The 25,294-nt window shown below is 58.2% G+C and carries 25 protein-coding genes; 9 read left to right on the forward strand and 16 right to left on the reverse strand.

What is annotated here, in order from left to right:
* Positions 1 to 15: 15 nt before the first annotated feature.
* The gene (gene rpsF, locus ACY8FN_RS00290) at positions 16 to 402 is read right to left on the reverse strand and encodes a 30S ribosomal protein S6 (protein ID WP_042024358.1); all 387 of its coding nucleotides are present in this window, start codon (positions 400 to 402) and stop codon (positions 16 to 18) included.
* A 237-nt stretch (positions 403 to 639) separates the two neighbouring features.
* Between rpsF and ACY8FN_RS00295 the strand changes: the two genes are divergently transcribed.
* The 3 genes from ACY8FN_RS00295 to ACY8FN_RS00305 all read left to right on the forward strand — a co-directional run bounded on the left by ACY8FN_RS00295 (position 640) and on the right by ACY8FN_RS00305 (position 3,448).
* A complete protein-coding gene (locus ACY8FN_RS00295) occupies positions 640 to 1,863 on the forward strand; it encodes an Nramp family divalent metal transporter (RefSeq protein ID WP_463098925.1) in 1,224 nt (407 codons plus the stop codon).
* A gap of 128 nt (positions 1,864 to 1,991) precedes the next feature.
* Complete coding sequence (locus tag ACY8FN_RS00300; protein ID WP_463098926.1) at positions 1,992 to 2,849, forward strand: alanyl-tRNA editing protein; 858 nt, start codon at positions 1,992 to 1,994, stop codon at positions 2,847 to 2,849.
* Between the two features lie 155 nt (positions 2,850 to 3,004).
* A complete protein-coding gene (locus ACY8FN_RS00305) occupies positions 3,005 to 3,448 on the forward strand; it encodes a PACE efflux transporter (RefSeq protein ID WP_139694395.1) in 444 nt (147 codons plus the stop codon).
* Positions 3,449 to 3,590: 142 nt separating this feature from the next.
* Here the strand turns inward: ACY8FN_RS00305 and hupA are convergent, their stop codons facing one another.
* Positions 3,591 to 3,863: a nucleoid-associated protein HU-alpha gene (gene hupA / locus ACY8FN_RS00310; protein WP_042024350.1), complete on the reverse strand. Its 273-nt coding sequence runs from the start codon at positions 3,861 to 3,863 to the stop codon at positions 3,591 to 3,593.
* A 331-nt stretch (positions 3,864 to 4,194) separates the two neighbouring features.
* Here hupA and ACY8FN_RS00315 point away from each other — a divergent pair, with 331 nt between their 5' ends.
* Both ACY8FN_RS00315 and ACY8FN_RS00320 read left to right on the forward strand, forming a co-directional pair.
* Positions 4,195 to 4,677 carry an Rsd/AlgQ family anti-sigma factor gene (locus ACY8FN_RS00315; RefSeq protein ID WP_042024348.1) on the forward strand — a complete coding sequence of 161 codons (483 nt, stop codon included), beginning with the start codon at positions 4,195 to 4,197 and terminating at the stop codon, positions 4,675 to 4,677.
* Positions 4,678 to 4,779: 102 nt separating this feature from the next.
* Positions 4,780 to 5,160: a PilZ domain-containing protein gene (locus ACY8FN_RS00320; protein WP_042024345.1), complete on the forward strand. Its 381-nt coding sequence runs from the start codon at positions 4,780 to 4,782 to the stop codon at positions 5,158 to 5,160.
* A 96-nt stretch (positions 5,161 to 5,256) separates the two neighbouring features.
* On the opposite strand, the gene radA is transcribed toward ACY8FN_RS00320, so the two are convergent.
* Positions 5,257 to 6,624: a DNA repair protein RadA gene (gene radA, locus ACY8FN_RS00325; protein WP_068977410.1), complete on the reverse strand. Its 1,368-nt coding sequence runs from the start codon at positions 6,622 to 6,624 to the stop codon at positions 5,257 to 5,259.
* Between the two features lie 100 nt (positions 6,625 to 6,724).
* Between radA and ACY8FN_RS00330 the strand changes: the two genes are divergently transcribed.
* Positions 6,725 to 9,097, forward strand: coding sequence for a PilZ domain-containing protein (locus ACY8FN_RS00330; RefSeq protein WP_463098927.1), 2,373 nt, complete (start codon positions 6,725 to 6,727; stop codon positions 9,095 to 9,097).
* A gap of 48 nt (positions 9,098 to 9,145) precedes the next feature.
* Here the strand turns inward: ACY8FN_RS00330 and ACY8FN_RS00335 are convergent, their stop codons facing one another.
* The gene (locus ACY8FN_RS00335) at positions 9,146 to 10,051 is read right to left on the reverse strand and encodes an alpha/beta hydrolase family protein (protein WP_463098928.1); all 906 of its coding nucleotides are present in this window, start codon (positions 10,049 to 10,051) and stop codon (positions 9,146 to 9,148) included.
* A gap of 27 nt (positions 10,052 to 10,078) precedes the next feature.
* Positions 10,079 to 11,089: a phosphoserine phosphatase SerB gene (gene serB / locus ACY8FN_RS00340; RefSeq protein WP_463098929.1), complete on the reverse strand. Its 1,011-nt coding sequence runs from the start codon at positions 11,087 to 11,089 to the stop codon at positions 10,079 to 10,081.
* 120 nt (positions 11,090 to 11,209) lie between these two features.
* Here serB and ACY8FN_RS00345 point away from each other — a divergent pair, with 120 nt between their 5' ends.
* Complete coding sequence (locus ACY8FN_RS00345; protein ID WP_101317922.1) at positions 11,210 to 11,821, forward strand: AhpA/YtjB family protein; 612 nt, start codon at positions 11,210 to 11,212, stop codon at positions 11,819 to 11,821.
* A 64-nt stretch (positions 11,822 to 11,885) separates the two neighbouring features.
* Positions 11,886 to 13,751 (forward strand): bifunctional diguanylate cyclase/phosphodiesterase, encoded by a 1,866-nt coding sequence (locus ACY8FN_RS00350; protein WP_463098930.1) that lies wholly within the window; start codon positions 11,886 to 11,888, stop codon positions 13,749 to 13,751.
* Positions 13,752 to 13,823: 72 nt separating this feature from the next.
* On the opposite strand, the gene deoD is transcribed toward ACY8FN_RS00350, so the two are convergent.
* From deoD to ACY8FN_RS00385, 7 genes are all read right to left on the reverse strand, one after another.
* Positions 13,824 to 14,540, reverse strand: a complete 717-nt coding sequence (deoD, locus tag ACY8FN_RS00355; RefSeq protein WP_042024331.1) for a purine-nucleoside phosphorylase — start codon at positions 14,538 to 14,540, stop codon at positions 13,824 to 13,826.
* A 75-nt stretch (positions 14,541 to 14,615) separates the two neighbouring features.
* Positions 14,616 to 15,824, reverse strand: coding sequence for a phosphopentomutase (locus ACY8FN_RS00360; RefSeq protein ID WP_463098931.1), 1,209 nt, complete (start codon positions 15,822 to 15,824; stop codon positions 14,616 to 14,618).
* 14 nt (positions 15,825 to 15,838) lie between these two features.
* Positions 15,839 to 17,170 (reverse strand): thymidine phosphorylase, encoded by a 1,332-nt coding sequence (deoA, locus tag ACY8FN_RS00365; protein ID WP_463098932.1) that lies wholly within the window; start codon positions 17,168 to 17,170, stop codon positions 15,839 to 15,841.
* 109 nt (positions 17,171 to 17,279) lie between these two features.
* On the reverse strand, positions 17,280 to 18,053 hold the full coding sequence (gene deoC, locus ACY8FN_RS00370; protein ID WP_040096802.1) for a deoxyribose-phosphate aldolase: 774 nt from the start codon (positions 18,051 to 18,053) through the stop codon (positions 17,280 to 17,282).
* A 423-nt stretch (positions 18,054 to 18,476) separates the two neighbouring features.
* Positions 18,477 to 18,647 (reverse strand): XapX domain-containing protein, encoded by a 171-nt coding sequence (locus ACY8FN_RS00375; RefSeq protein ID WP_042024325.1) that lies wholly within the window; start codon positions 18,645 to 18,647, stop codon positions 18,477 to 18,479.
* A 125-nt stretch (positions 18,648 to 18,772) separates the two neighbouring features.
* The gene (locus ACY8FN_RS00380; RefSeq protein WP_068977402.1) at positions 18,773 to 20,047 is read right to left on the reverse strand and encodes a NupC/NupG family nucleoside CNT transporter; all 1,275 of its coding nucleotides are present in this window, start codon (positions 20,045 to 20,047) and stop codon (positions 18,773 to 18,775) included.
* 220 nt (positions 20,048 to 20,267) lie between these two features.
* Complete coding sequence (locus tag ACY8FN_RS00385; RefSeq protein WP_463098933.1) at positions 20,268 to 21,047, reverse strand: TatD family hydrolase; 780 nt, start codon at positions 21,045 to 21,047, stop codon at positions 20,268 to 20,270.
* Between the two features lie 41 nt (positions 21,048 to 21,088).
* On the opposite strand from ACY8FN_RS00385, the gene ACY8FN_RS00390 reads away from it, so the two are divergent.
* Positions 21,089 to 21,700, forward strand: a complete 612-nt coding sequence (locus ACY8FN_RS00390) for a type II secretion system protein (protein ID WP_463098934.1) — start codon at positions 21,089 to 21,091, stop codon at positions 21,698 to 21,700.
* A gap of 324 nt (positions 21,701 to 22,024) precedes the next feature.
* Here ACY8FN_RS00390 and luxS read toward each other — a convergent pair whose 3' ends face one another.
* From luxS to ACY8FN_RS00410, 4 genes are read right to left on the reverse strand one after another with little or no spacing between them, the layout of a single operon-like run.
* Complete coding sequence (luxS, locus tag ACY8FN_RS00395) at positions 22,025 to 22,534, reverse strand: S-ribosylhomocysteine lyase (RefSeq protein WP_101323652.1); 510 nt, start codon at positions 22,532 to 22,534, stop codon at positions 22,025 to 22,027.
* An 18-nt stretch (positions 22,535 to 22,552) separates the two neighbouring features.
* The gene (locus ACY8FN_RS00400; protein ID WP_275066015.1) at positions 22,553 to 23,146 is read right to left on the reverse strand and encodes a transglycosylase SLT domain-containing protein; all 594 of its coding nucleotides are present in this window, start codon (positions 23,144 to 23,146) and stop codon (positions 22,553 to 22,555) included.
* A gap of 59 nt (positions 23,147 to 23,205) precedes the next feature.
* Positions 23,206 to 23,544 carry a nitrogen regulatory protein P-II gene (gene glnB, locus ACY8FN_RS00405; RefSeq protein WP_005308848.1) on the reverse strand — a complete coding sequence of 113 codons (339 nt, stop codon included), beginning with the start codon at positions 23,542 to 23,544 and terminating at the stop codon, positions 23,206 to 23,208.
* Between the two features lie 9 nt (positions 23,545 to 23,553).
* Positions 23,554 to 25,176: an NAD+ synthase gene (locus ACY8FN_RS00410; protein ID WP_463098935.1), complete on the reverse strand. Its 1,623-nt coding sequence runs from the start codon at positions 25,174 to 25,176 to the stop codon at positions 23,554 to 23,556.
* Between the last annotated feature and the right edge of the window lie 118 nt (positions 25,177 to 25,294).

The following is a 25,294-nucleotide window of genomic DNA, read 5'->3' on the forward strand; positions in this document are numbered from 1 at the left end:
TTCAGTGATCCAGAATTACTCTTCGGAAGCAGCTTCAGTAGCTTCTTCACGGCGCTCGTCGTCACGACGGACGAAACGCTCTTCCTTGGCCTTGGCCATCGGAGAGACTTCAGTCACAGCGTGCTTGGTGCGCATGATCATGTTGCGGATAACGGCATCGTTGAAGCGGAAGTTGGTTTCCAGCTCATCGATAACGGCTTGCTCTGCTTCTACGTTCATCAGAACGTAGTGGGCTTTGTGCAGTTTGTCGATCGGGTAAGCCAACTGACGACGGCCCCAATCTTCCATGCGATGAATGGTGCCACCGGAGGTGGTGATAGCGCCGGTGTAACGCTCGATCATGCCTGGTACTTGCTCGCTCTGGTCCGGATGAACCATGAAGACGATTTCGTAATGACGCATTTTAGCTCCTTACGGATTAATTCAGCCTCCGCCCAGGTGCAGCCAGACCTCGGAGGCAAGGAACATAGTGGTGTTTAGTCGCTGCTTTTCTAGGGCGGCATATTGTACGAAATCACATCCCTCACTGCAACTGGCCGCAACAGATGTTTTTCCCTATGGGTGCAATACAAAACATCAATTGATAATTATTATCATTTAGATCTATTCTGACTCCATATCCTTATGGAGGGTGATGCCATGCAACCCGCGCTGACCACGGCCATTCCGGCTCGAAAATTCAAACTGACTCTACTTGGGCCTGCCTTTATCGCCGCCATCGGTTATATCGATCCGGGCAACTTTGCCACCAATATTCAGGCGGGATCCACCTTCGGCTATCAGCTGCTCTGGGTGGTGGTGTGGGCCAACCTGATGGCCATGGTGGTGCAGACCCTGTCAGCCAAGCTCGGTATCGTCACCGGCAAAAATCTGGCGGAGCATATCCGTGACCGACTGCCGAAACCCGCAGTCTGGGCATACTGGGTACAGGCAGAGATCATCGCCATGGCCACCGATCTCGCCGAATTTATCGGTGCAGCGGTCGGCTTCAAGCTGCTGCTCGGGGTGACCTTGCTTGAGGGCGCCACGATCACCGCGGTGGTGACCTGGGGCATTCTGATGCTGCAGAGTCGCGGCCAGAAACCGCTGGAATGGGTGGTTGGCAGCCTGCTGTTGTTTGTCGCGGCGGCCTACATCGTCGAGCTGGTGTTCTCCCGCCCTCATCTGCCCAGCCTGTTGGAGGGCGCCCTCTTTCCCGGCCTGCCCAACAGCGAGGCGGTCTATCTGGCGGCCGGGGTGCTCGGAGCCACCGTGATGCCCCACGTCATCTACTTGCATTCGGCGCTGACCCAGCACACTCAGGATCAGGGATCCGTCACCCAACGACTGCACTCCACCCGGGTCGATGTGGCTATCGCCATGACCATCGCCGGTTTCGTCAATCTGGCGATGATGGCGATGGCCGCAGCCGCGTTTCATGGCACAGGCAACCAGCAGGTAGCAGAGCTGGAGTCCGCCTACCAGACCCTGACACCTTTGCTGGGCCAGGCAGCAGCCACTCTGTTTGGCCTCTCGCTGGTCGCCTCCGGCATCAGCTCCACCGTGGTAGGCACCCTCGCTGGCCAGGTCATCATGCAAGGGTTCGTGCGTTTTACCATCCCGCTCTGGCTGCGCCGTGCCATTACCATGGCCCCCGCCTTTGTGGTGATCGCCATGGGTTTTAATACCACCGAGATCCTGGTACTGAGTCAGGTGATCCTGAGCTTTGGCATCGCGCTGGCCCTGATCCCGCTGTTGATGCTGACCGGCGATCGGGTACTGATGGGAGCACATCGCAACCACCCGGTCACCCAGGCCATAGGTCGCCTGATCGTGGCGCTAGTGATCGGCCTCAACGCCTACCTGCTGGTCGGCATGCTCTAGCACCCGGCTATGACAAAGCCAGCAATGACAAAGGGAGGGGCTTATTAACTCTGGTTAATGAGCCCCTTGCCACTTTGGCGTATGCTGCCACCTTTCCTTTCTCTTCATATCGTTGCGGGAGCCTCGCCATGGAACATACCCGAGCCAGCTTCGTGCTGGGCCATCATCAGGAGCAAGCCAGCGTGGTCTGCTGCCAGCGCGGTGAGACCACGCTACTGGTCACCGGCCTCACCCCTTTTCATCCGCAAAGTCATCTCTGGCCCGATCAGCCGGGAGATGTCGGACATGCTCGCTGGGAGGGTGGCGAAGCAGCCGTTGGCCCCTGCCGGATGGGAGCCATCAGCCCGGATGGCGAACTGTTCGTAGACACCGCGATTCCGGTCAAACGAGGGGCTGAGGGGTGGCGGTTCGTGGTGGTCCATCCGCTGACCGGTGACCACACGCTGGCCGTCGGCAGCCTTGTCACGTTGCAGGTGGATAGGGATGCCCGCCACGCCCTGAGCTTGGGTCACAGTGGCTGCCATCTGGCGGCGCTGGCGCTCAATCGGGTACTCATCCCCTACTGGCGTAAGGAAGTGAGTGAGCGTGATGCACTGGATCAGCCCGACTTCGACCGCCTTGCCATCCAGAGTTCACGGGTCGAGCCCATGGGCTCCCGCGAGCAGTACCGCATCGGCAAAAGCCTGCGCAAGAAGGGGGTCAACAGCGAGGTGCTGCTGGCGGATCTGGCGCTGATTGAAGAGAAGGTCAATCAGCAACTGGCCGACTGGGTCGCAGCCGGGGGCGAGATCCGCCGCAGCCGGGCTGGCGAGGCGATCATCGATTCGCGCTACTGGCACTGCATGCTGGAAGGGAAAGAGGTGACCATCCCCTGTGGTGGCACCCATGTCGCCACCCTGGCCGAGCTCGGCCAAGTCAGGGTTCAGCTCAATCTGGTGGAAGAGGGCTTTGCCATGTTGACCCGGGTCACGCCAACCGGCGCCTGAGCACAGGGCTAACACTCAGAGTTGGCAACCAAGAGAAGTGCCACAGAGAGGGAACATCACCATCATGGCTCCTCCACTCATGCTCTGACGGGCTAGGGTGCTTCTCTTTTAACCACTCCCTGATTAGAATGCGCCTCCCACAGGAGGCACATCACATGAGTAGTACCCAACTGCGCACCACCCCGGATCGACTTCGCTATCTGGTTCTCTACGAAGGCATCGGGCTGGCACTGGTCGCACCGCTGATCAGCCAGTTGTTCGGGCAGGGGGTGGCTGAGGTCGGTTCGCTGGCCATCTTTTTTTCCATCGTCGCCACCGCCTGGACCTACGGCTGGAACCTGTTGTTCGACAAGGGGTTGCTCAAACTGTGCGGGCGCACCAACAAGCGACCGCTCGATCGTTTTCTCCATGCCTTGGGTTATGAAGCGAGCTTTATGATGCTCTCTCTCCCCTGCGTCATGTTCTGGCTCGAACTGGGGTTGTGGGATGCTCTGATGCTGGATCTCGGCTTCGTCGCCTTCTACCTGGTCTACATCATCGGCTTTACCTGGGCCTATGAGCGGATCTGGCCACTGCCAGCCACCCCGCAGACGGCATGAGGTCACAGCCACAGCAAGGCTGACAGAAGGAACTGGAACAGCGGGAAATATCAGGAAGCACTAACCGAAAAGATGGGAAAACCCCATAAAAACAATGCCAGTCAGCAAGCTGACTGGCATTGGACAAAACAGACTTTCGGGCTTACTTGACGGCGTCTTTCAGCGCCTTGCCAGCTACGAATGAAGGCACGTTGGCCGCAGCAATCTGGATCTCTTGACCAGTTTGCGGGTTACGACCGGTGCGGCCTGCGCGGTGGGAGACCTTGAAGGTGCCAAAACCGACCAGTTGCACAGCATCACCTTCTTTCAAGCTCTGGGTAATACCATTGATAATCTCTTCCAGAGCCACTTTAGCCTGAGCTTTGCTCAGATCTGCTTTGGCGGCAATCGCATCTACAAGTTGAGCTTTGTTCATAACATTTCCTTTATGATCGGGCATTTAGCGCTGGCTCACTCTATGCAAAAAAAAACACTCAGGCAAAGGCTTTATCGAGTGGTGCACGCCAAACGCTGGGGTTTTCATCAAGATCTGCGAAAATAGTCACATTCCACACGCGAAAAACCTTCATCAGGCCTGAAACCTGCAAGCTCGGTTAAACAATCTGCCGCCTATTTCTTCGTCACTTAACAATATCCCGGCCAACCTATTGACGCTTGCCCAGATTTTCCCTAGTTATAGACAGTGTCACCGTTCGAACGGCTCGGAAGCCACATCAGTCGCCCGGCCTTTGTCCCATGGAGGGATTATGTTGACAAAACTGGAACAGACCAAGCAAGCGCTGGCAGGTAAACACAAAGCAATCGATGATTGGCTGGATGCAAGGCAAGCCTTGCTGGTCGATTACATGCGCCTGGCAGGGCTCACCCCGGCTCGCACCAAGCAGCGCAGCCTGCCCAAGACCGAACAGCTACAGCAATTTTGCGACAGACTGGTCGACTATGTCAGCGCGGGTCATTTCGAAATCTACCACCATGTTGTCACTGCGTTCGAGCAAGCCAATGGCGAAACCCTTGAACTGGCAAAACGTATTTACCCCCATATCCGTACCAGCACCGAATTCGCCCTCGAGTTTAATGACAAGTACAGTGATGCCGATGAGGCCCAATTGCTGCTACTTGACGATGATCTCAACGAGCTGGGCCCAGTACTGGAAGATCGCTTTAAACAGGAAGATCGGCTGGTAAAGACGCTACATGTGGTGGAATCCTTGAGTGCCCAGCAAGCCTGAACCCCATTTTCGGATCAAGTTCAAGATACGGGCAACCAAGGTGGATTACACTCAGAGTAATGACCACCGCGTCTTTACTTATATTGCATACAGGAGATGAGCATGTCTGAGCGCCGCCGTTTTGCACGGATCCTCTACTTGACCATGTCAGAACTCACCCAAGGGGAAAAAAAGTGGCAAACTCAACTTGTCGACGTCTCTTTGCAGGGAGCCTTATTGGTCCGCCCCGATGACTGGGAGAGCCGTGACAACAAGGAGTACCAGCTGAGTTTTGTCCTGAGCGGTAGCGATATCGAGATCAAGATGCAGGTTCAGCTTAACCATGAAGCCAGCAAGAAGCTGGGCTTCTACTGCCACCATATCGATATCGACAGCGCCACCCACCTCAAGCGGATGATCGAACTCAACGTCGGCGATGAAACGCTGCTGCACCGCGAGCTGGAGCAACTGTTGAGCGAGCACCTGGAACAGAGCCAACCCTGATGGCTGCTACGCTTTGACAAAAAGAGCGCCGCGGCGCTCTTTTTGTTGCAAGGCTATTTGGCCAAGTTGGCCAACGCTCACTACTCGCACCTGCCGTTACAACGCTTCAAGCGCATCAGACAACTTCTTGACCGGCACCACTTCCATCCCTTCGATAGGGTGCTTGGGGGCATTGGCGTGCGGCACTATGGCCCGACGAAAACCATGTTTGGCCGCCTCCTGCAACCGCTCCTGGCCGGATGGCACCGGGCGAATTTCACCGGAAAGCCCCACCTCGCCGAACACCACCAGATCCTTGGGCAACGCCTGATCCCGGAAGCTGGAGACCATCGCCAGCAGCAGCGCCAGATCCGCACTGGTCTCCTCGACCTTGACCCCGCCGACCACGTTGATAAAGACATCCTGATCCGCCATCTGCAGGCCGCCGTGACGGTGCAGCACCGCCAACAACATGGCCAGCCGGTTGTGATCCATTCCCACCGCCACCCGACGCGGATTGGAGAGCTGGGAGTAGTCCACCAACGCCTGCAACTCCACCAGCAGCGGCCGGGTTCCCTCCCAGATCACCATCACGATGGAGCCGGGCGCCTGCTCCTGACCCCGGCTGAGGAAGATGGCGGAAGGGTTACTCACCTCCCGCATCCCCTGCTCGGTCATAGCAAACACCCCCAGCTCGTTGACCGCGCCGAAGCGGTTTTTGTGGGAGCGCAGAGTTCGAAAACGAGAATCATGGCCGCCATCGAGCAGCACCGAGCAGTCGATACAGTGTTCGAGCACCTTGGGGCCCGCCAGACTGCCATCCTTGGTCACATGGCCCACCATGAAGATGGCCACATGGTTCTGCTTGGCGTAGCGGGTCAGCAGCGCCGCCGCTTCACGCACCTGGGAGACCGAACCCGGCGAGGACTGCACATCCGCCACATGCATCACCTGGATGGAGTCGATCACCATGATCTGCGGCTGCTCCTGCTGGGCAATCAGGCAGATCTGCTCGACGCTGGTCTCGGAGAGCATCCGCAGCTTGTCGGTCGGCAGGCCGAGGCGACTGGCGCGCATCGCCACCTGCTGGAGGGATTCCTCACCGGTGACATAGAGGGTTTTCATCCGCTCCGCCAAGCCGCACATGGTCTGCAACAACAAGGTTGACTTGCCCGCACCCGGGTTGCCGCCGATCAGAATGGCCGAGCCGGGCACCACACCGCCGCCAAGCACCCGGTCCAGCTCCTTGAAACCGGAGGAAAAGCGGGGGATCTCGGTGGTGGCGATCTCTGCCAATGTCTGAACCTTACTCCCAATCGCTCCGGCATAGCCGGTGTAGCGGGCACTCTTGCCCGCCGGGGTCACCGAGCCAAGCCGCACCTCGGTAATGGTGTTCCACTCCTTGCACTCGCTACACTGACCCTGCCAGCGTGTGAAGTCGGCACCACATTCAGAACAAACATAAGCAGTTTTATTTTTGGCCATTGATAACTCGGGGACAGGATGAATTCCTGCTTGATATACTTGTTTGCGACCGACATATCAAACCCAGAATCGGAAAAATGACTTTCCGTGGCAGGAACACATGGATTCAGAACACCAGCAACATCTGATTGAACAGCTCGTCCCCTTGTTGCGGGAGAAGGACTTCGAGGAGCTCTTCCAGCGCATCACCCATGAAGAGAACAGCAATAGCCGTTTTCTGATCAAGATGGAGCTCAAACGCAAGTGCTCGCCCTGCCGCAGGGTCATTGATATGCGTGACGAACTGGAAGATGAGAGCCTGGTGCATGAGTTCGATGGCATCACCCACTTCATGCCTGCCGACGCGATCGGGCTGTTCCAGTCCCAATGCTATCTCTACCGCGATATCTATACCCTCGGTGTCTATGAGGCGCTGCAACAGTGGCAAAAACAGCGCCATCATACCCGTGCAGACGGTCAACTCTCGCCACCAGCCAGCCCCTTCCGGCAATATGATGTCAATACCATCGCCTTTGCCAGCTACTACGGCCGCCGTCAGGAGCGGATGCACTTTAGCTCGCCACTGCTGATCAAGATGCAGGATGGCGAGAAGCTGTTTGCCAAAAGTTCTGATCTCTCGCTGGGGGGGATGAGAGTCTCTGTCCCCTACCTGCCCAATTACCATACCGGTGCTCAAGTGGAGGTCTTCTTCACCGGGCTGGAGCGAGACACCCCCAATCCGGTGCTGCACCAGTCGGTCGGCTACCAGATCCTGGGCGAAGAGATTAAAGACGGAAAGTTCTGGCTACGATTGGTACGCGCAGGCGAGCACGCAGTCTTTGATGCCTTTCTCGGCGAATTTATAGAAGCCAACAAGGCCCGCTATCGGGTCAGTGTCGATTACCTGCTCTCTGCCGCCATCATCAAGGGATACGAGCAGTTCTACCTGCCACGGATGACCGGCATGCCGCTGTTCTTCGGCACCGGTGACAGCCCTCATCTGGAGATCGCCCTGCGTACCGAGAACAACCAGCACCTGCTGGAGTATTGGCGGGACGAGAAGAACCGTGACGCCCTGGCCGGTTTGTTCAATGCTGATCGGATGAAGCAACTGTGCCCAGCGCCGGGCACCACCACAGAGACGATCATTTACTGCTTTACCCACACGGTGCGCAGCCATATCTACTTTTTCTCCGCCACCATCGATGAACTGCGCCAAAGTGGCCTCACCGCCCTCTTCTTTCAGGTCGGCTCCCGTCGCCCCAGCTGGCGCATCTACAAATTCAGCATGGAGGCGTGCGATCTGGTCGAGGCGGATGTCGGCCAGTTACAGGGGCAAGATAACCCCCAGTTGCAAGATATTCTGCTGCTCGAGCGACTCAAGCAGATCGGCTATTGCGGCTTGATACAAGATATCAGCCAGGAGTCCCAACGTGAGGAGTTCCATCAAGAGGCGGTCAATAACAATGCCAACGAGCTGCAGCGTTTTGGTCACGAACAGGGGGCTGTGCCGTTTGAAATCGAGACCCTGCACTATGTCCAGCTACGCAAGGAGTCCCGCTACATCCACAAGACGGCGGTCGCCATCCACCATAATGGCAAATCCTGGCTCGGCTGGACCCGCGACATCTCGACCCATGGCCTGCAGATCGAGCTGGAAGAGGCCTTCGTCGGTGAAAAGAGCGATGTGGTGACCATAGCCCTGCCCCGCTTGCAGGAACTCTCCAAGAGCATGGATCTGCAGCACCTCTCCTACCGGCTGGTCAGCATCAACATGACCCGCACCGTATTACACCTCTGTATTGAGGGGGATTCAGACCGCCACACTGGCCGCCAGTTCTTCAGCCTGCTGATCGAGAGCAACCAGAACAAGCTCAAGGCAGCGCAGGAGCAGCGGCGCTATCGCGGGCTGGCGCGGGCCCTGCGTAACATCTATACCCACCACCTGTTCAACTCGCCGGTCTACGTCAACAAGCTGAAAGGCGCCCCCAAACCGGCCTCTATCGGCAAATCGCTGCAGCCACGCAGTCTGCAACGGTTGCTACAGGCCTGTGCCGAGCTGCCGGAGCAGGAGAACCTCTACCCGCTATTTCAGGGGGAGCTGCTCAAAGAGTTACTGATGACCCCGCTGCGCGCTATCGAGCGGGAGGACAAGCCCAGAGAGGATGAGGTCTATATTGCCAGTATCCAGACCAAGGCAGGGCTCCCCGTCTTCAACAGTCGACTGGCCAGCAGCCTGGTCAGCGCGAAAGAGAAGCGTCAGTTTATCGAACTGGCACAGCGACAGGGAGAGTTCTACTCGGTACTGGTCGGCATCTCCCGTACCGGGCGGCCCGATACCAACTTCATCGCCAACGAGTTGGACTACATCGCCAAGTTTGCCATCCACAAAGCTAAAAAGCTGGAGGAGGAGCTCTGGAGTGTAGTGGGCGTGGGGGAGCTGACCGACACCACTCAGGCCACCCTGTTCCGGCTCGGCATCACTGAGCCGTAAAACTGACCTTGTTCTGCACGAAACGGGGCGCATGATGCGCCCTGTTTGTCATGCAGCAGATGGCGCTTGCAGCCACTCGAGGATTTGGGGGAAGTGATCCTCCTGGGCCTGCGGGGCGGTCAGCATATTGATGTGGTCATAATCGAGCCGGTTGCCGTTGTCCCGGCCAAGGCGGGTGTGGCGAGTTGCCGAGCCCATCTCGTCGCTGAAACGGCGCACATCGGTCGGATGACCCAATACCTTGTCGGCTCTGGCCGAGATCATCCAGAGCGGTGGCCAGTTAACCCCTGCAGCCGCCTCATCATAAGCAAAGCCGTCGTGAGGATCCTGCCAGGGGCCGCACTTGACCCAGGGGATGGTCTCCTGCAGATAGCGCAGCGACTCGTCATCGGCACCGATCTTCAGATTGCGAGCCGCCAAAAAACCGCGGCGGCGAGCCAGCCAAGGGGCCAGCCGGTTCCAGATCAGATCGACTTTCAGCCAACGCTCGGGATTGTGCACCGACACCCCGCGCTTGGTGCCAAAAAACAGCAGGCTGGCCACCTGTTCCGCCAGCTCGGGGAAGCGCACCAGGGTCGACGCCATGATAACGCCGCCCCAGGAGTGGGCCACCCAGTGCACCTTGAAGCCGCCATGACGCTCGGCAATCCAGCGCTGCAGAGCGGGCAGATCCTCAGTGATCAGCTCGTGCTGACCATGCCCTGACTGCTCGGCGATGGCCGGAGTGCTGAGCCCTCGCCCCCGTAAATCAGCCACATAGACCTGATAACCGTGGCGGGCCAAAAAACAGGCCAGACCCTTGCCCGATTCTGTGTAGAAGATCCGGCCATTTTCAATGGCGCCGTGCACCATCAGGATCGGCTCGCCATGAACGGCGACCCGGGGTTTGATGTGGCGCACATGCAGTTGATGGCCACCACAGGGGATAAACAGAGACTGCTGCAACAATTCCATTGTCTTGGTTTTCTCCTTGAAACACTGTCAGCGTTGATCCCAGCGCAGCTCGCTACAGGCCCGCGCCGCCAACAGGCAGATCACCCCTTCCAGATCGTGATGATTGAGGGTGGCTGCCGCCTGTGCTCGCACCAGCGGTTTGGCATGAATGGCGATACCAAGGCCCGCCACCCCCATCATCTTGAGATCGTTGGCGCCATCGCCGATGGCCACGGTCTGGGCGGCAGCAATGCCGTACTCCTGCGCCAGCTGCTGCAGCACCTCGGCCTTGACGTTGGCATCGACGATGCGCCCGCTCACCTGGCCGGTCAGCCGCCCCCCTTCAACCGCCAGCTCGTTGGCGAAGATGGCGTCGAGCCCCAGCGCCTGCTGCAACTCGCCGGCAAAACGGGTAAAACCGCCGGAGGCGATGGCCACCTTCCAGCCCGCCCTTTTGAGGGTATCGACCATCAGCTGCAAACCGGGCATCCACGGCATGTTGGCGGCCACCTCATCGAGAATGGTGACCGGTGCCCCTGCCAGCAGGGCCACCCGGTTACGCAGGCTGTCGGAGAATTCCAGTTTGCCCTGCATGGCGGCGGCCGTTACCGCCGCTACCTGCTCACCCACCCCGGCAAGGCGGGCAATTTCGTCGATGCACTCGATGCGGATCGCGGTGGAGTCCATGTCCATCACCAGCAGGCCGGGTTCACTCAGGGTCGGCAGCGCGGGCAGATGACAGAGATCGATCTCCCACTCACCACTCTTGAGCACGGCAACCAGTGCGGGGGAGAAACGATCGCAGCCAAGTAGCAGCAGCGGCACACCCGCCACCTCGGTGGGAGGATAAAGGGTGACGGCTAGCCCCTGCTCCGCCAGCAGTGGCGCCAGACGTGCCAGATGGGAGGTGCCCAGCCCCTTGCCAAACAGCACCAGCCAACCGCCTGCCAGCGGGGTCTCTGTCGGTTGCAACGCATCTGCGTTGAGCTGCCAACAGGGAGAGCCGGACAAAAACGCGGGCCAATCGGATAACAGCGGGGGGAGCCGGGACAACAACATAAGGGATACGCCTTCCTTGGTGATCAGGGAGTTAACAATGCTGGCCCAGAGTAGCGTATTGCTTTTTGTACAGGCAAGCGCCAAGATCCCGCCACTTCTTGTCACCATGAGGTCTCACGCTTGCAGCGTCATCTTCCCATCAAACGCGCGCTCAGCCTGGCCGCCGGCATTCTGCTCGGCTGCTGGGTGCTCGGCGTGCTTATCCATATGCAGGGTGAAAGCCAGGCTTCGCTGCACAACGAAGCCCGCAGCCGGGCGCAGGCACTGGTCGCTTACGCCGCCCGCGACATGAAGCGCTGGATCAAAGAAGATAAGAGCAGCGAGCTGGAGCGGCTGGCGCGGGATCTGGCGGCGGAGCCGGAGATCCTCGATGCCACCCTGTACGATGGACGCGGCATTCCCCTTGCCCAGTCGGAGCAGGCGGTGCCACTGGAGAGCCTGCTGCCCATCGGCAGCGATAACAAATCGCTACCGGAGCAGGGCAAGGGACGGATCCAGTTCGTGCAGGAGATCCGGGATGGTGAGCTGACCATCGGCTTCCTGCGCATCACCCTGGAAGAGCAGCAGATGCTGGCAGACAAGGACACCCGGCTCAAGGTGGTGCAGGAGAAACAGCGCCTGATGCTGCTGGTCGCCCTACTGGCTGGCCTGCTTATCTCCTACGGCATTCGCCGTAACTACATGCGGGTACGCAAGCACAAAAAAAAGCACAAACCGGCCGATCAGCCATAGACCGGGGTCAATCCCCCAGCCACCTTGTATATACCCATGAGGGTAGAACCAGCAGGAGCTCAGTATGATTGCCCCACCAATCCCTGTTGATGAAGAGAGTCGGCTGGCGCGGCTGCGGATCCTCGGGCTGCTCGATCGCGAGCCGATCGATCACCTGGATCGCCTGACCCGCCTCATCAGCCGCCATTTTGATCTACCCGTAGCGCTGGTCTCCCTGACCGATACCGATCGCCAGTGGTTTCTGGCCCGCACCGGCATCGCCCTGTGTGAGATTGGCCGGGATATCTCCTTCTGCGGCCACGCCATTTTGCAGCCCGACATCATGCAAGTGCCGGATGCCCGCCTCGACCCCCGCTTTGCCGACAACCCGCTGGTGATCGGGCCGCCCCATGTGGTCTTCTACGCAGGCCGCCCCCTGCGCGCGCTGGATGGGGTAGTGCTCGGCACTCTCTGTCTGGTGGACAGCAAGCCACGCCAGCTGGACGAGAAGCAGTATCAGGATCTCGATGATTTCGGTCTGTTGGTGGAGAACACCCTGCACGACCTTGAGCGGCGCCATCAGGTGCGCAGCCTCAGCAATGTACTGGAAGATCAGGAGCATCTCTTTACCCAGACCTTCAACCAGTCAGCGGTCGGCATGGCGCTCTCCTCGCTGGAAGGGGTATGGCTCAAAGCCAATCCGGGTCTGCAACAGCTGCTCGGTTATCGCGAATCCGAGATGCTGAGCCGCACCTGGCAGACCATGACCCATCCCGACGATCTGGTGCGGGAGCTGCCGCTGTTTCAGGCACTGCGCGATGGCCAGCGCCAGCACTACCGGCTGGAGAAGCGGATGCTGCGCGCCGATGGCACCCTCTGCTGGGTACAGCTGAGCGTGACACTGTGCAGAAGTCGCACCACAGCACCGCATCTGATCGCGGTGTTTGCCGACCTCACCGAGCGCAAACTGGCCGAAGAGAAGCTGATGCAACTGCAGCTGGGACTGGCGATGCAGGTGCGGGATCGCACCCGCGAGCTGTCAGCCACCGTCGAGCAGTTGCATATGGCGATGGCCGAGGTCGAGCGCAACCGCGCCCGGCTACGCTCGATCAGCGATGGCCTGCCGGTCACCATCAGCATGCTCTCGCCAGAGGGGCGCTATCTGTTTGCCAATCAGGCTTACTGCCGCTATTTCGGGCTCAATCCCGAACGCATGCTGGAGATGAGTGCGCGGGAGGTGATCGGTGAAGCAGCCTACCTCAATGCCATGAGCTATCTGGCCCGGGCACAGGCGGGGGAACAGGTGAGCTTCGAATACCGCTTCGAGCTGCCCATCGGCCCGCGCGATCTCAAGATCACCATGATCCCGAGTGTGGGCGACGAGCCCGGGGTCTATATCCTGGGTGCCGATATCACTCAGTTCAAGGCACTGCAGAGCCAGCTTGAACATGACGCCAGCCACGACCCCCTCACCGCCCTGCCCAATCGGCGCGCCTTCACCCGGCGCCTGAGCCGTGAGCTGGAGCGGGCACACCATGACGGGGAGGCGCTCGGCCTGCTGTTTCTCGATCTGGATGGTTTCAAGGCGATCAACGACCAGCTGGGGCACCATGTAGGGGATGCCCTGCTGCACCGCTTCGCCAGCGTGCTCTGCGCCCAAGTGCGTCCCGGCGACATGGTGGCCCGCCTCGCGGGCGACGAGTTCACCATCATACTGCCCGCATTGCGCCACCCCGAGCAGGAGCTGCCAGTCCTCTGTCAACGGCTGTTGGACGCCATGGCCGAACCGTGGGATGTGGCTGGCCACCAGCTGCCGCTCGCGGGCAGCATCGGCGGGGCGCTCTGCCACTCAGGCCAGCAGTGCCATATCGACGAGCTGCTGCACCGGGCCGATGCCGCCATGTATCGGGCCAAGATGGCGGGCAAGGGGCGCTTTGCCCTCGACCTCTGACCCTCTACTTCCGGGCTCAGAAATGCAAAACGGCGGCCCGAAGGCCGCCGTTTTCATTCAACTACCGGGGGATTACTTGTCGCCCAGCAGCACTGAGTCCAGTGCGATTTCGATCATGTCGTTGAAAGTCAGCTGACGCTCTTCAGAGGTGGTCTGCTCACCGGTACGGATATGGTCGGAGACGGTGCAGATGGTCAGTGCCTTGGCACCGTACTCTGCAGCCACGCCGTAGATACCGGCGGCTTCCATCTCGACACCCAGAATGCCGTATTTTTCCATCACGTCGAACATGGAAGGATCCGGGGTGTAGAACAGGTCTGCGGAGAAGAGGTTACCCACGCGCACCGGGGTACCCTTGTTCTTGGCAGCCTGTACCGCATTGGCGACCAGATCAAAGTCAGCGATAGCGGCGAAGTCATGGTCCTTGAAACGCAGACGGTTTACTTTGGAATCGGTGCAAGCACCCATACCGATCACTACATCACGCAGTTTCACGTCTTCACGCACAGCACCACAGGAGCCTACGCGGATCAGGGTTTTCACACCGTAATCGGTGATCAACTCTTTGGTGTAGATGGAGCAGGACGGGATACCCATGCCGTGGCCCATCACGGAGATACGACGACCCTTGTAGGTGCCGGTAAAGCCGAGCATGCTGCGCACATCGCACACCTGCTCAACGTTCTCCAGGAAAGTTTCGGCGATGTACTTGGCGCGCAGGGGGTCGCCCGGCATCAGTACGGTATCAGCAAAGGCGCCATCTTTCGCATTGATATGAGGAGTTGCCATTCTCTTGATTCCTTCACACAGGTTGAGTTTTATTGTTTTATAAATTGCCCGCCGCCGAAGTGGCGGGCGGGTAAATTACAGGAAGCTGGTACCGTACTGCAACTTGGGCAGACCGTGGTAAGCCGCGATGCTCTGGCCGATATCGGCAAAGGTTTCGCGACGACCGACAGAGCCAGCCTTGACCGGCTTGCCAAAGAACAGCACCGGAATATATTCGCGGGTGTGGTCGGTGCCACCCCAGGTCGGGTCGCAGCCGTGGTCGGCGGTCAGCACCACCACGTCGCCGCCCTGCAGTATCTCGAACAGCTCCGGCAGGCGGGCGTCGAAATACTCCAGTGCATCGGCGTAACCCTTCACGTCACGACGGTGACCGTAGGAGGAGTCGAAGTCGACGAAGTTGGTGAAGACGATGGTGTTGTCACCGGCCGCTTTCACCTCTTCCAGAGTACGATCCCACAGCTCAACCAGACCTGTACCCTTCACCTGCTTGGTAATACCTTGATTGGCGTAGATGTCAGCGATCTTGCCGATGGAGACCACCTGACCACCCGCCTCTTTCATATAGTCGAGCACGGTCGGCGCTGGCGGCAGCACGGAGTAGTCGTGACGATTGCCGGTACGCTTGAAGTTGCCCTTGCCGCTGCCGACGAACGGACGCGCGATCACGCGGCCAATGTTGTAGGGTTCCAGCAGCTCGCGCACTATGTGGCACAGCTCATAGAGCTTCTCGAGACCATAGGTCTCTTCATGGCAGGCAATCTGGAACACCGAGTCGGCAGAGGTGTAGAGGATCGGCTTGCCGGTCTTCATGTGCTCTTCGCCCAGATCGTCCAGCACCTGGGTGCCGGAAGCGTGGCAGTTGCCCAGATATCCGGACAGACCCGCCTTCTCGACGATGGCGTCCAGCAGCTCCTGCGGGAAGCTGTTGGTGTGATCCTTGAAGTAGCCCCACTCGAACAGCACGGGCACCCCGGCGATCTCCCAGTGGCCGGACGGGGTGTCCTTACCGGAGGAGAGCTCCTGAGCAAAACCGTAGGCACCGACCACCTCGATATCTTTGTCCAGACCTGCCGGGAAGTAGCCGGAAGCCTGCTCCCCTGCGTGGCCGAGACCCAGCTTGTTGAGGTTGGGCAGCTTGAGGGCACCACGGCCTTCCAGCTCACCGGCTGCACACGCCTTGGCGATATGACCAAGGGTGTTGGCGCCCACATCTCCGAACTGTTCGGCGTCGGCAGCAGCGCCAATACCGAAAGAGTCCATCATCAGAATAAAGGTACGTTTCATGGGTCTTCCCCTTGTTACAAATCAGCCAGGGTGATGCGACGGTACACTTCAGGCAGTGCCTGTGGTCGCTCGCCACCAATTCGGACAGCCGCCTGCACCATGCTGGCAGCCTGAGCATATTGCTCTTCAGTCTGAGCGTGGATCAGCGCGATCGGCTTGTCAGCATCGACGCTTTGACCCAGGCGGATAAAGTCGGTCAAGCCGACCGCATAATCCAATTTGTCACCGGCAGCGCGGCGACCACCGCCCATCGCCACCACGGCCAGACCCAGCTCACGGGTATCCATGGCGGTCACGAAACCACTGTTGGCCGCGAAGACCGGGCGCACGATGGCAGCTTTCGGCAGGTAAGCATCATAGCGATCCATGAAGTCGGACGGGCCACCGAGGCCGGTCACCATGCGACCGAAGATCTCGGCAGCCTTGCCGTTATCCAGCACCGCCTGCAGCTTGCGACGGGCATCGCCGTCATCGCTGGCCAGACCTGCGGAGATCAGCATCTCGGCACTCAGGCTCATGGTGACTTCGTGAATGCGCGGGTTGCGGTATTCACCGGTCAGGTAACGCACCGCTTCGCGCACTTCGACCCCGTTACCGGCGCTGGAAGCCAGCACCTGGTTCATGTCGGTCAGCAGCGCAGAGGTGCGGCAACCGGCACCGTTGGCCACGGCCACAATGCTCTTGGCCAGCTCTTCGGAGGCTTCAAAGGTCGGCATAAAGGCGCCGGAGCCCACTTTCACATCCATCACCAGCGCTTCGAGCCCGGAGGCGAGCTTCTTGGAGAGGATGGAGCCGGTGATCATCGCGATGGATTCGACGGTGGCAGTGATGTCCCTTACTGCATAGATACGCTTGTCAGCCGGGGCGAGATCGCCGGTCTGGCCGATGATGGCGACACCCGCCTCTTTCACCACTTTCAGAAAACGCTCGTTATCGACCGAGGTCTGGTAGCCGGGGATGGCATCGAGCTTGTCCAGGGTACCGCCGGTGTGGCCCAGACCACGGCCGGAGATCATCGGCACGAAACCGCCGCAGGCAGCGACCATAGGGCCAAGCATCAGGGAAACCACATCACCCACACCACCGGTGGAGTGTTTGTCGACAATCGGGCCACCCAGGTTCAGGTGATCCCAATTCAGTACCATACCGGAGTCACGCATGGCGCAGGTCAGGGCAACCCGCTCATCCATGGTCATGTCTTTGAAGTAGACCGCCATCGCCAGCGCGGCAATCTGCCCCTCGCCGATGGTGTTGTTGGTAATGCCCTGAATGAAGAATTGAATTTCTTGGGTACTGAGCGCTTCACCGTTGCGCTTCTTGCGAATAATTTCTTGAGGCAAAAACATCTTTCATTCCCTCCGCCATTGCTGGCGTCAAACAAGCCTGAATCCTTGCCCGCACACCTTCTGGTGGGGGCTTGAGAGGGCGGGAGTCCCCCGCCCTCTCATCAACCTATTAGTAACCGCTGGTGTTGGCCGGCTTGTCGCCATGCCCCAGAGTGGCCAGCAGACTGGCCAGCAGGCTGGATGCACCAAAGCGGAAGGTACGGGCGGATACCCAGTCGTTGCCGAGGATCTCTTCGGCCATGGCCAGATACTGACCGGCAACGGCTGCGTCTTTCACGCCACCAGCGGGCTTGAAGCCGACTTTCGGATTCTTGGCCTTGATCACTTCCATCATGATGCGGGCCGCTTCCGGGGTCGCATTGACCGGCACCTTGCCGGTGGAGGTCTTGATGAAGTCGGCACCAGCATCGATACAGATTTCGGAAGCGCGACGGATCAGCGCCTCTTCTTTCAGTTCGCCAGTCTCGATGATCACTTTCAGCAGTACCTTGGCGCCACAGGCTTCCTTACACGCTTTGACCAGATCAAAACCGATCTGTTCATTGCCTGCCATGAAGGCACGGTACGGGAAGACCACGTCCACTTCGTCGGCACCGTAGGCGACAGCGGCACGGGTTTCGGCCACGGCGATCTCGATGTCGTCGTTGCCGTGGGGGAAGTTGGTCACGGTCGCAATGCGCACGTCGGCAGCGCCGATCTCACGCAGGGTCTTGCGAGCGATAGGAATAAAACGGGGATAGATACAGACGGCGGCAGTCAGGCCAGCCGGTGACTTGGCCTTGCGGCACAGGTCGATCACTTTCTGATCGGTGTCGTCATCGTTCAGGGTGGTCAGGTCCATCAGGTTCAGGGCGCGCTGAGCGGCCACATTCAGATCAGTCATTCTATTCTCCAAAGTCTCGATTTAATCCAGATAACCGGCCACCGCCAAGCCATCCAGTGATGGATGCACAGGCAGTAATCCCCAGCTATACGGGAATGGAATTACAGTGCGAAGGCACCGGCACTATCCGGATGCTATTCAAAGCATCCCGCAGGCACTGCGACTGTAAATAAGGCAAGAGCCCTGTCACTTTCTTACAAAAGTGCGGACTTGGTTCCATGAAGACTTGAGAAAGGCCGACAACATCTGACCCGGGTTCCCAATCAATTCCATTTGACCGCCAACACCCGATTGCATCGAGTATTAGTCATTGCCAGCACCCTGCTGGCAACGCCTATTTCAGCCGAGATACCCCCTGTTTGCAAGCCGGATTTACCAATTTCAGAGGTACCTCACATCTGGCAAATCAGGGACTAAAAAACCTTACGAAAAGAAGCGGGTCAGGATCCAGGAGTAAGCAAGCCCCCCCAGATAGACACCGATGATCCCCATCACTCCCGATAACACGGGTGGTGCCGGGATCGGTAATTTGAGGAAAGAAAACAACAAACCGACAATAAAGCCAGCCACAATCGCCAGTAATACTTCATTCATATAACCTCCGATTTGACTCATTTTATTATTAGTTTAGATAGGAAAACGGTTGTCACCGCCCCATACACCAACGCCACGGCAAATGCCGTGGCGTTGGTGTTTATAGTCTGTCAGTCAGACAGCTATTACATGGCAGACAGAGCCAGGAAGAAGCCTGCGATAGTGGCAGACATCAGGTTGGACAAAGAGCCAGCCAATACGGCTTTCAGACCGAAACGGGCGATGGTGCCGCGACGGTTCGGTGCCATCGACCCCAGACCACCCAGCAGGATGGCAACAGAGGAGAGGTTGGCAAAACCACACAGAGCAAAGGAGATGATCGCTTTGGTGTGGTCAGACATGGCCGCGCCATTGATCAGCAATTCATCTTTCAGGTATGGAGCAAAGTTCAGGTAAGCCACGAACTCGTTCACCACCACTTTCTGACCGATGAAGGAACCAGCCACGACCGCTTCGTGCCAAGGCACACCGATCAGGAAGGCCAGCGGAGCGAAGAACCAGCCCAGCAGCAGTTCCAGAGAGAGCTCTGGCATACCAAACCAACCACCGACACCGGAGAAAATACCGTTGACCATGGCGATCAGGCCGATGAAGGCCAGCAGCATTGCGCCAACGTTCAGAGCCAGTTGCATACCTGCAGAAGCACCCGCAGCAGCCGCGTCGATCACGTTGGCAGGCTTGTCATCCAGCTCGGCGTTGACAGAGTCGTCGTCATAGTTCGGGGTCTCGGTCTCGGGAACCAGCAACTTGGCGAACAGCAGACCACCCGGAGCGGCCATGAAGGAGGCTGCAATCAGGTACTCCATCTTGACGCCCATTGCGGCGTAACCAACCAATACCGCACCGGCTACAGAAGCCAGGCCACCACACATGACAGCGAACAGCTCGGAGTCAGTCATCTTGGCGATATAAGGACGAACCACCAGCGGGGCTTCAGTCTGACCGACGAAGATGTTGGCAGTTGCAGAGAGAGATTCGGTACGGGAGGTGCCCAGAACCTTCTGCAGTGAACCACCCAGCAACTTGATGACCACTTGCATGATGCCCAGGTAATAGAGCACGGCGATCAGCGAAGAGAAGAAGATGATGACGGGCAGGACACGGAAGGCAAAGATAAAACCACCGCCACCGAACACTTCAAACATCTTGTCGCTGACCAGACCACCAAACAGGAAGTCGATACCGAATTTACTGAAAGTCAGCACACTGGAGACGCCATTAGAGACGGTAACCAGAATATCGCGGCCAACTGGAACATACAGTACAAACGCACCGAGACCGGCTTGCAGCGCAAAGGCGCCTACCACTGTGCGCATGTTGATTGCTTTGCGATTGCTGGAGAACAGTACCGCGATAAGGATGAGGGTGACCATCCCCACCAGACCCATGATTATACTCATTATTATCTTATCCTCTTATGTAGCACCTAGCTTGTTAGTGAAATGTGAACAACAGCCACTAGCCAAGGGGTGCGCATTATACTAATTAATGCCCGATAAAATAGAATGCTGGTCACATTTTATCGTTATCAAAATGTCCAAGTGTCACAAAATTAGACAGCAAACGATTTTTACGCTCATTTTTTTTCCTGACAACTTAATCATATGTTGCGAATTTGTTTCATGGCAATTGGTCGTGATGGAAAATATGCCGGGTAGTTTCAAATAACACCTTGGCAACATCTGCCGATGATTCCTCCCGCAATGTCATCAATATTTCCGCTATTTTCGGCAGTGCTTCCGGGGTATTTCGGGCGCCTTGTTCACCTTGCAACGGCATATCTGGCGAGTCGGTTTCCAGCACCAATGCCTCAAGCGGCATGGCCCGAAATACCTCTCGCGTCTTGTTCGCCCGCTCAAAGCTGATCACCCCGCCCACCCCGAGTCGAAAGCCCTGCTGCCAGAATGCTTCAGCCTGCTGCAACGAACCGCTGAAGGCGTGGATCACCCCACCACGTGGCGGCTTGAAGCGGCGCAACAGCTTGACCACTGTGTCATTGGCTCGCACCGAATGGATCATCAGGGGCAACCCGGCATCGGCGGCCAGCCGGATCTGAGCCTCAAACAGCGCAAATTGCCCCTCCTGCGGCACGTGAGAGCGCAGGTCCAGCCCACACTCGCCAATGGCCACCAGCCCGGCAGGTTGGCTCATCACCAGCATTCGCAGGCGATCCATTACCCCCTCCCGCTGCTCAGCGGCATACCAAGGGTGAATGCCCAGGCCATAAAAGAGGTCGGCATGCTGATCTGCCAGTGCCATCACACGAGTCCAGTTATCCTCTGCGATGGCAGGAATGATATACTCCGTCACCCCTAATGCTCGGCAGCGGGCTAGCAACGCCTCCCTGTCCTGGTCGAAAACCGGAAAATCGAGATGGCAATGGGTATCTATCAGCTGCATATCACTCAAACCTGTTTGCGGGATTTAATGGGTCATTGAACATGATGAACAATAGAAACAACGGCTTTACTCTGATTGAACTGGTGCTGGTGATCATAGTGCTAGGGATCCTGGCCGTCACCGCCCTGCCCCGCTTTATCAATATCAAGGATGATGCCCTGAAAAGCACTGTCTCGGCGACCGCTGGCAGCTTTGCCAGTGCAGTACAACTGGCTCATGCTGGCTGGGCGGTGAAAGTGCAGGGGCAAGACCTCGCACTGTATAACTTCAGTGGGATGGGTAACAAAGATCTGGATATCAACCATTATGGTTGGCCGGTGGGGACGGAAGAAGGGGGCCAAGGGGTTGATACCATCTTCCCCGGCGGCAATAGTGAGGAAATTTCTGTCAACAGCGAAGAGGATTGCGATCTGCTATTCGCAGGGCTACTCGATACAGACCAAACGTCCTCAAGACAAAAAGATGGCAAGGGACATTATTATTCAAAAATAATCAGAGTCCCGGGCCAAGTTGAAAATGGACTACGCCACGATAACTGCCGCTATATCCTGCGCGACTCAATTGGCCGCTTCCAGACCAGCTCGGATTATCGAAACGGCCTCGGCTTCGAGTACAACAGTGTTACCGGTGCCGTGACCCGCAATTTTGATTGAGCTCAGCCTCTTCTGCGCAGGCTCGCTCTTTGCTTGAATCATCATCATAACGAACCGGTGTGCAGCAGCGCCGGTTCTCTTGGGTGAGCCCCCACTCCTCGCACCACGCGTCGTAACGGGCCAGCCAACGTAGCAATACCCCTTTCATCGTCACACCTCCGCCAACAGGTTCAGGTCAAAAACCATCCTAATCAGAGTCGGCAAGGGGAGCAAGTCATCCCCATTATTGCGATCGGGCGAGATAAAAAGAGCCGGTCAGCATGGCTGACCGGCTCTTTAACATTCCCCGAAGCGATTACCCGATGAGCGGCAAGCTCATCCGCCTCACAGGCTCTTCAGCTTCTCTTCCGGCAGAGCCAGCTCGTCATTGCGGTTGACGCCAACGCCGCGCTCCAGCACATGGCGAGCAATGGCGTGGGCCTCTTCCAGCGAGTGCATGCTGTAGGTGCCGCACTGATACTCGTTCAGCTCGGGGATCTTGGCCTGATCCTGCACGGTCAGCACGTCGCTCATGGCTGCCTGCCAGGCTGCGCCAACACGGGCTTCGTCCGGCGCACCGATCAGGCTCATGTAGAAGCCGGTACGGCAACCCATGGGGGAGATGTCAATGATCTCCACGCCATTGCCGTTCAGGTGATCACGCATAAAACCGGCGAACAGGTGCTCCAGCGTATGGATACCGCGCTCGGAGAGGATCTCCTGGTTCGGCACACAAAAACGCAGGTCGAACACGGTAATGGTGTCCTTGTTCGGGGTCTGCATGGTCTTGGCCACACGCACCGCTGGCGCTTCCATACGGGTGTGGTCAACGGTAAAACTGTCCAATAACGGCATTTCTGACTCCTGCTTTGGTTACCAGAACCAGCCCCCACGGGAGAGCTGATCCTTGCATTGACGGTACTGGGCGCCGTAGCGCTGGGCGCGAGCTTCCACCTTGCGAGAGGTCTTCATCAACCACCCCTTGCTGCGATAGCTGCCACGCCGGTAGCCACCCCACCCTTCGTGATAGTTGAGGTACTGGCCATAGGCATCCCACTTGGAGGTGCCATTGAGCCGCTGGGCTTTGTTAGTGTACCAACCCATAAAATCGATGGCGTCGGCAAAGTCATCCCGGTCACTCCAGCTGTTGCCGGTTTCCCGCTGGTAATCAGCCCAGGTTTCATCTTTCACCTGAGCATAACCATAGGCCGAACTTGCCCGCCCGGTCGGGATGAAGAGGAAATACTGCATCGGCGGCTGGGCATCATGTACGTACGAGGACTCCTGATACATCATGGCCATGATCACGTGGATCGGCGTCCCCCACTTCTCGTTCATCTTGAGCGCAGCCTTGTGCCACTCCGGCTTCTCGCGAAAAATCTGGCACAGATTTTCCGGCTGAGCAGGTGGGCGGGTACTGCAGGCGGTCAGACCACCCAACAGGCTGGCCACTACCAGAAAGCGCATCCAACCCATCAGATGAGGTCGCGCTTCGTTCCCTTGGTCAGGTAAATAAATAGCCAAGGTCAAATCGCGTCTTCGTTCTCTTCGCCGGTACGGATACGAATGACACGCTCCACCTCGCAGACGAAGATCTTGCCATCACCAATCTTGCCGGTGCGGGCGGTATTCTGGATTGCTTCCAGACAGGCATCGAGATCCTCGTCCTGCACTACCAGCTCCACCTTCACTTTCGGCAGGAAGTCGACCATATATTCGGCGCCGCGATAGAGCTCGGTATGACCCTTCTGGCGGCCGAAGCCTTTGACTTCGGATACGGTCATGCCGTTGATGCCGATCTCGGCCAGGGCCTCGCGCACATCGTCCAGCTTGAACGGTTTGATGATGGCTTCAATCTTCTTCATGGTGACTCCTTACCAGTTCTGTTTGCCGAACCCGGATGTAATGGGGTAACGGCGATCCTTACCAAAGTTGCGAGCCGTAATACGGGGCCCGACCGCCGCCTGACGGCGCTTGTATTCGTTGAGATCCACCAGACGGATCACCTTGCGTACCACAGCTTCCTCGAAGCCCTCCGCCACCATGTCAGCGACCGAGGCATCCTCTTCAACGTAGCGCTTGAGGATCGCATCGAGGATGTCGTAGGGGGGCAGGCTGTCCTGATCCACCTGATCCGGCGCCAGCTCCGCTGAAGGAGGGCGGTCGATGACCCGCTGCGGGATCACGTAGTCAACCAAGTTGCGATATTCGCACAATTTGAAGACCAGCGTCTTGGGCACGTCTTTCAGCACGTCGAAACCGCCCGCCATGTCACCGTACAGCGTGGCATAACCAACCGCCATTTCGCTCTTGTTACCGGTGGTCAGCACGATGCGACGACGCTTGTTGGAGAGTGCCATCAACAGCACACCGCGGCAGCGGGCCTGCAGGTTCTCTTCGGTGGTGTCGCGGGCAGTGCCTTCAAACAGCGGCGCCAGCTGGGTCATAAAGCCTTCGAACATCGGCTCGATGGAGATGATGTTGAACTCAACCCCCATCCGCTCGGCCTGCTCTTTGGCATCTTCCACACTCATCTGGGCGGTGTAGCGGAATGGCATCATCACCGCCTGCACCTTGTCAGCCCCGATGGCATCAGCCGCGATGGCCAGCGTCAGTGCAGAATCGATGCCGCCGGAGAGGCCCAGCACAGCCCCGTGGAAGCCATTTTTGGTCACGTAGTCGCGCACCGCCAGCACCAGCGCCTGATAGGTCTCGGCCAACGGCTCGAGCGGCGCAGCCGGTTCACACTCTTTCAGCGGCTGACCATCGGCAAAGCGTACCAGCGTCAGCTCTTCGGCAAACGGGGCCAGCTTGTGGGTCAACTCGCCCTGACTGTTGAACACCTTGGAGCAGCCGTCGAAAATCAGCTCATCCTGACCGCATACCTGATTGAGGTAGACCAGCGGCAGGCCAGTCTGATCACAGCGCTCAGCCATCAGCTCGCGGCGGATCCAGGGTTTCTCCTGATCGTAGGGCGACGCATTGATGGTGAGCAGCAGTTCGGCGCCTGCCGCCTTGGCGGCCAGCGCCGGGCCCGGCTGCCACAAATCTTCGCAGATGAGCAGCCCCAGCTGGTGACCACGGAACGGCACCACGCAGGTCTCAGTGGCAGCGGTAAAGTAGCGCTTCTCGTCAAACACGCCGTAGTTGGGCAAATCCTGCTTGAAGTAGCGGGCTATCAGCTTGCCTTGCTCATAGAGGGAAGCCGCGTTGTAAAGCGCCTCCCCTTCACGCCAAGGATGGCCCACCAAAATGGCACAGTTGCCCTGCCATGCGGCAATGCGAGCCAACGCGGCATCGACCCGGATCATCAGATCGGCACGCAGCAGCAGATCTTCCGGCGGATAGCCGGTCAGGGCCAGCTCGGAGCAGACCAGCAGATCAGCGCCTTGCTGCTCGGCCTGAGCCGCCGCAGCGAGCACTTTGTCAGTGTTATCTTCGATGGCGCCTACCGTCAGATTCAACTGGGCAAGCATCAGAGAGAGGGCTTTTGCCATGGCGATGCATCTTAAAATCAAAAATGATGGGGAATGATAAAGAAAAGGGGGGCAATCTGCCAGTTCAAGACGGGCGTAAGCATGTGACAGCAACCAGCGGGAGAGATAAGCTGTAAAC

The organism is Aeromonas sp. 160P, assembly GCF_055193095.1.

What these genes read in the sequence shown, in the direction of transcription:
- rpsF (WP_042024358.1), bottom strand. Translation starts at nt 402, where the DNA reads ATGCGTCATTACGAAATCGTCTTCATGGTTCATCCGGACCAGAGCGAG.
- ACY8FN_RS00295 (WP_463098925.1), top strand. Translation starts at nt 640, where the DNA reads ATGCAACCCGCGCTGACCACGGCCATTCCGGCTCGAAAATTCAAACTG.
- ACY8FN_RS00300 (WP_463098926.1), top strand. Translation starts at nt 1,992, where the DNA reads ATGGAACATACCCGAGCCAGCTTCGTGCTGGGCCATCATCAGGAGCAA.
- ACY8FN_RS00305 (WP_139694395.1), top strand. Translation starts at nt 3,005, where the DNA reads ATGAGTAGTACCCAACTGCGCACCACCCCGGATCGACTTCGCTATCTG.
- hupA (WP_042024350.1), bottom strand. Translation starts at nt 3,863, where the DNA reads ATGAACAAAGCTCAACTTGTAGATGCGATTGCCGCCAAAGCAGATCTG.
- ACY8FN_RS00315 (WP_042024348.1), top strand. Translation starts at nt 4,195, where the DNA reads ATGTTGACAAAACTGGAACAGACCAAGCAAGCGCTGGCAGGTAAACAC.
- ACY8FN_RS00320 (WP_042024345.1), top strand. Translation starts at nt 4,780, where the DNA reads ATGTCTGAGCGCCGCCGTTTTGCACGGATCCTCTACTTGACCATGTCA.
- radA (WP_068977410.1), bottom strand. Translation starts at nt 6,624, where the DNA reads ATGGCCAAAAATAAAACTGCTTATGTTTGTTCTGAATGTGGTGCCGAC.
- ACY8FN_RS00330 (WP_463098927.1), top strand. Translation starts at nt 6,725, where the DNA reads ATGGATTCAGAACACCAGCAACATCTGATTGAACAGCTCGTCCCCTTG.
- ACY8FN_RS00335 (WP_463098928.1), bottom strand. Translation starts at nt 10,051, where the DNA reads ATGGAATTGTTGCAGCAGTCTCTGTTTATCCCCTGTGGTGGCCATCAA.
- serB (WP_463098929.1), bottom strand. Translation starts at nt 11,089, where the DNA reads ATGTTGTTGTCCCGGCTCCCCCCGCTGTTATCCGATTGGCCCGCGTTT.
- ACY8FN_RS00350 (WP_463098930.1), top strand. Translation starts at nt 11,886, where the DNA reads ATGATTGCCCCACCAATCCCTGTTGATGAAGAGAGTCGGCTGGCGCGG.
- deoD (WP_042024331.1), bottom strand. Translation starts at nt 14,540, where the DNA reads ATGGCAACTCCTCATATCAATGCGAAAGATGGCGCCTTTGCTGATACC.
- ACY8FN_RS00360 (WP_463098931.1), bottom strand. Translation starts at nt 15,824, where the DNA reads ATGAAACGTACCTTTATTCTGATGATGGACTCTTTCGGTATTGGCGCT.
- deoA (WP_463098932.1), bottom strand. Translation starts at nt 17,170, where the DNA reads ATGTTTTTGCCTCAAGAAATTATTCGCAAGAAGCGCAACGGTGAAGCG.
- deoC (WP_040096802.1), bottom strand. Translation starts at nt 18,053, where the DNA reads ATGACTGATCTGAATGTGGCCGCTCAGCGCGCCCTGAACCTGATGGAC.
- ACY8FN_RS00375 (WP_042024325.1), bottom strand. Translation starts at nt 18,647, where the DNA reads ATGAATGAAGTATTACTGGCGATTGTGGCTGGCTTTATTGTCGGTTTG.
- ACY8FN_RS00380 (WP_068977402.1), bottom strand. Translation starts at nt 20,047, where the DNA reads ATGAGTATAATCATGGGTCTGGTGGGGATGGTCACCCTCATCCTTATC.
- ACY8FN_RS00385 (WP_463098933.1), bottom strand. Translation starts at nt 21,047, where the DNA reads ATGCAGCTGATAGATACCCATTGCCATCTCGATTTTCCGGTTTTCGAC.
- ACY8FN_RS00390 (WP_463098934.1), top strand. Translation starts at nt 21,089, where the DNA reads ATGATGAACAATAGAAACAACGGCTTTACTCTGATTGAACTGGTGCTG.
- luxS (WP_101323652.1), bottom strand. Translation starts at nt 22,534, where the DNA reads ATGCCGTTATTGGACAGTTTTACCGTTGACCACACCCGTATGGAAGCG.
- ACY8FN_RS00400 (WP_275066015.1), bottom strand. Translation starts at nt 23,146, where the DNA reads ATGCGCTTTCTGGTAGTGGCCAGCCTGTTGGGTGGTCTGACCGCCTGC.
- glnB (WP_005308848.1), bottom strand. Translation starts at nt 23,544, where the DNA reads ATGAAGAAGATTGAAGCCATCATCAAACCGTTCAAGCTGGACGATGTG.
- ACY8FN_RS00410 (WP_463098935.1), bottom strand. Translation starts at nt 25,176, where the DNA reads ATGGCAAAAGCCCTCTCTCTGATGCTTGCCCAGTTGAATCTGACGGTA.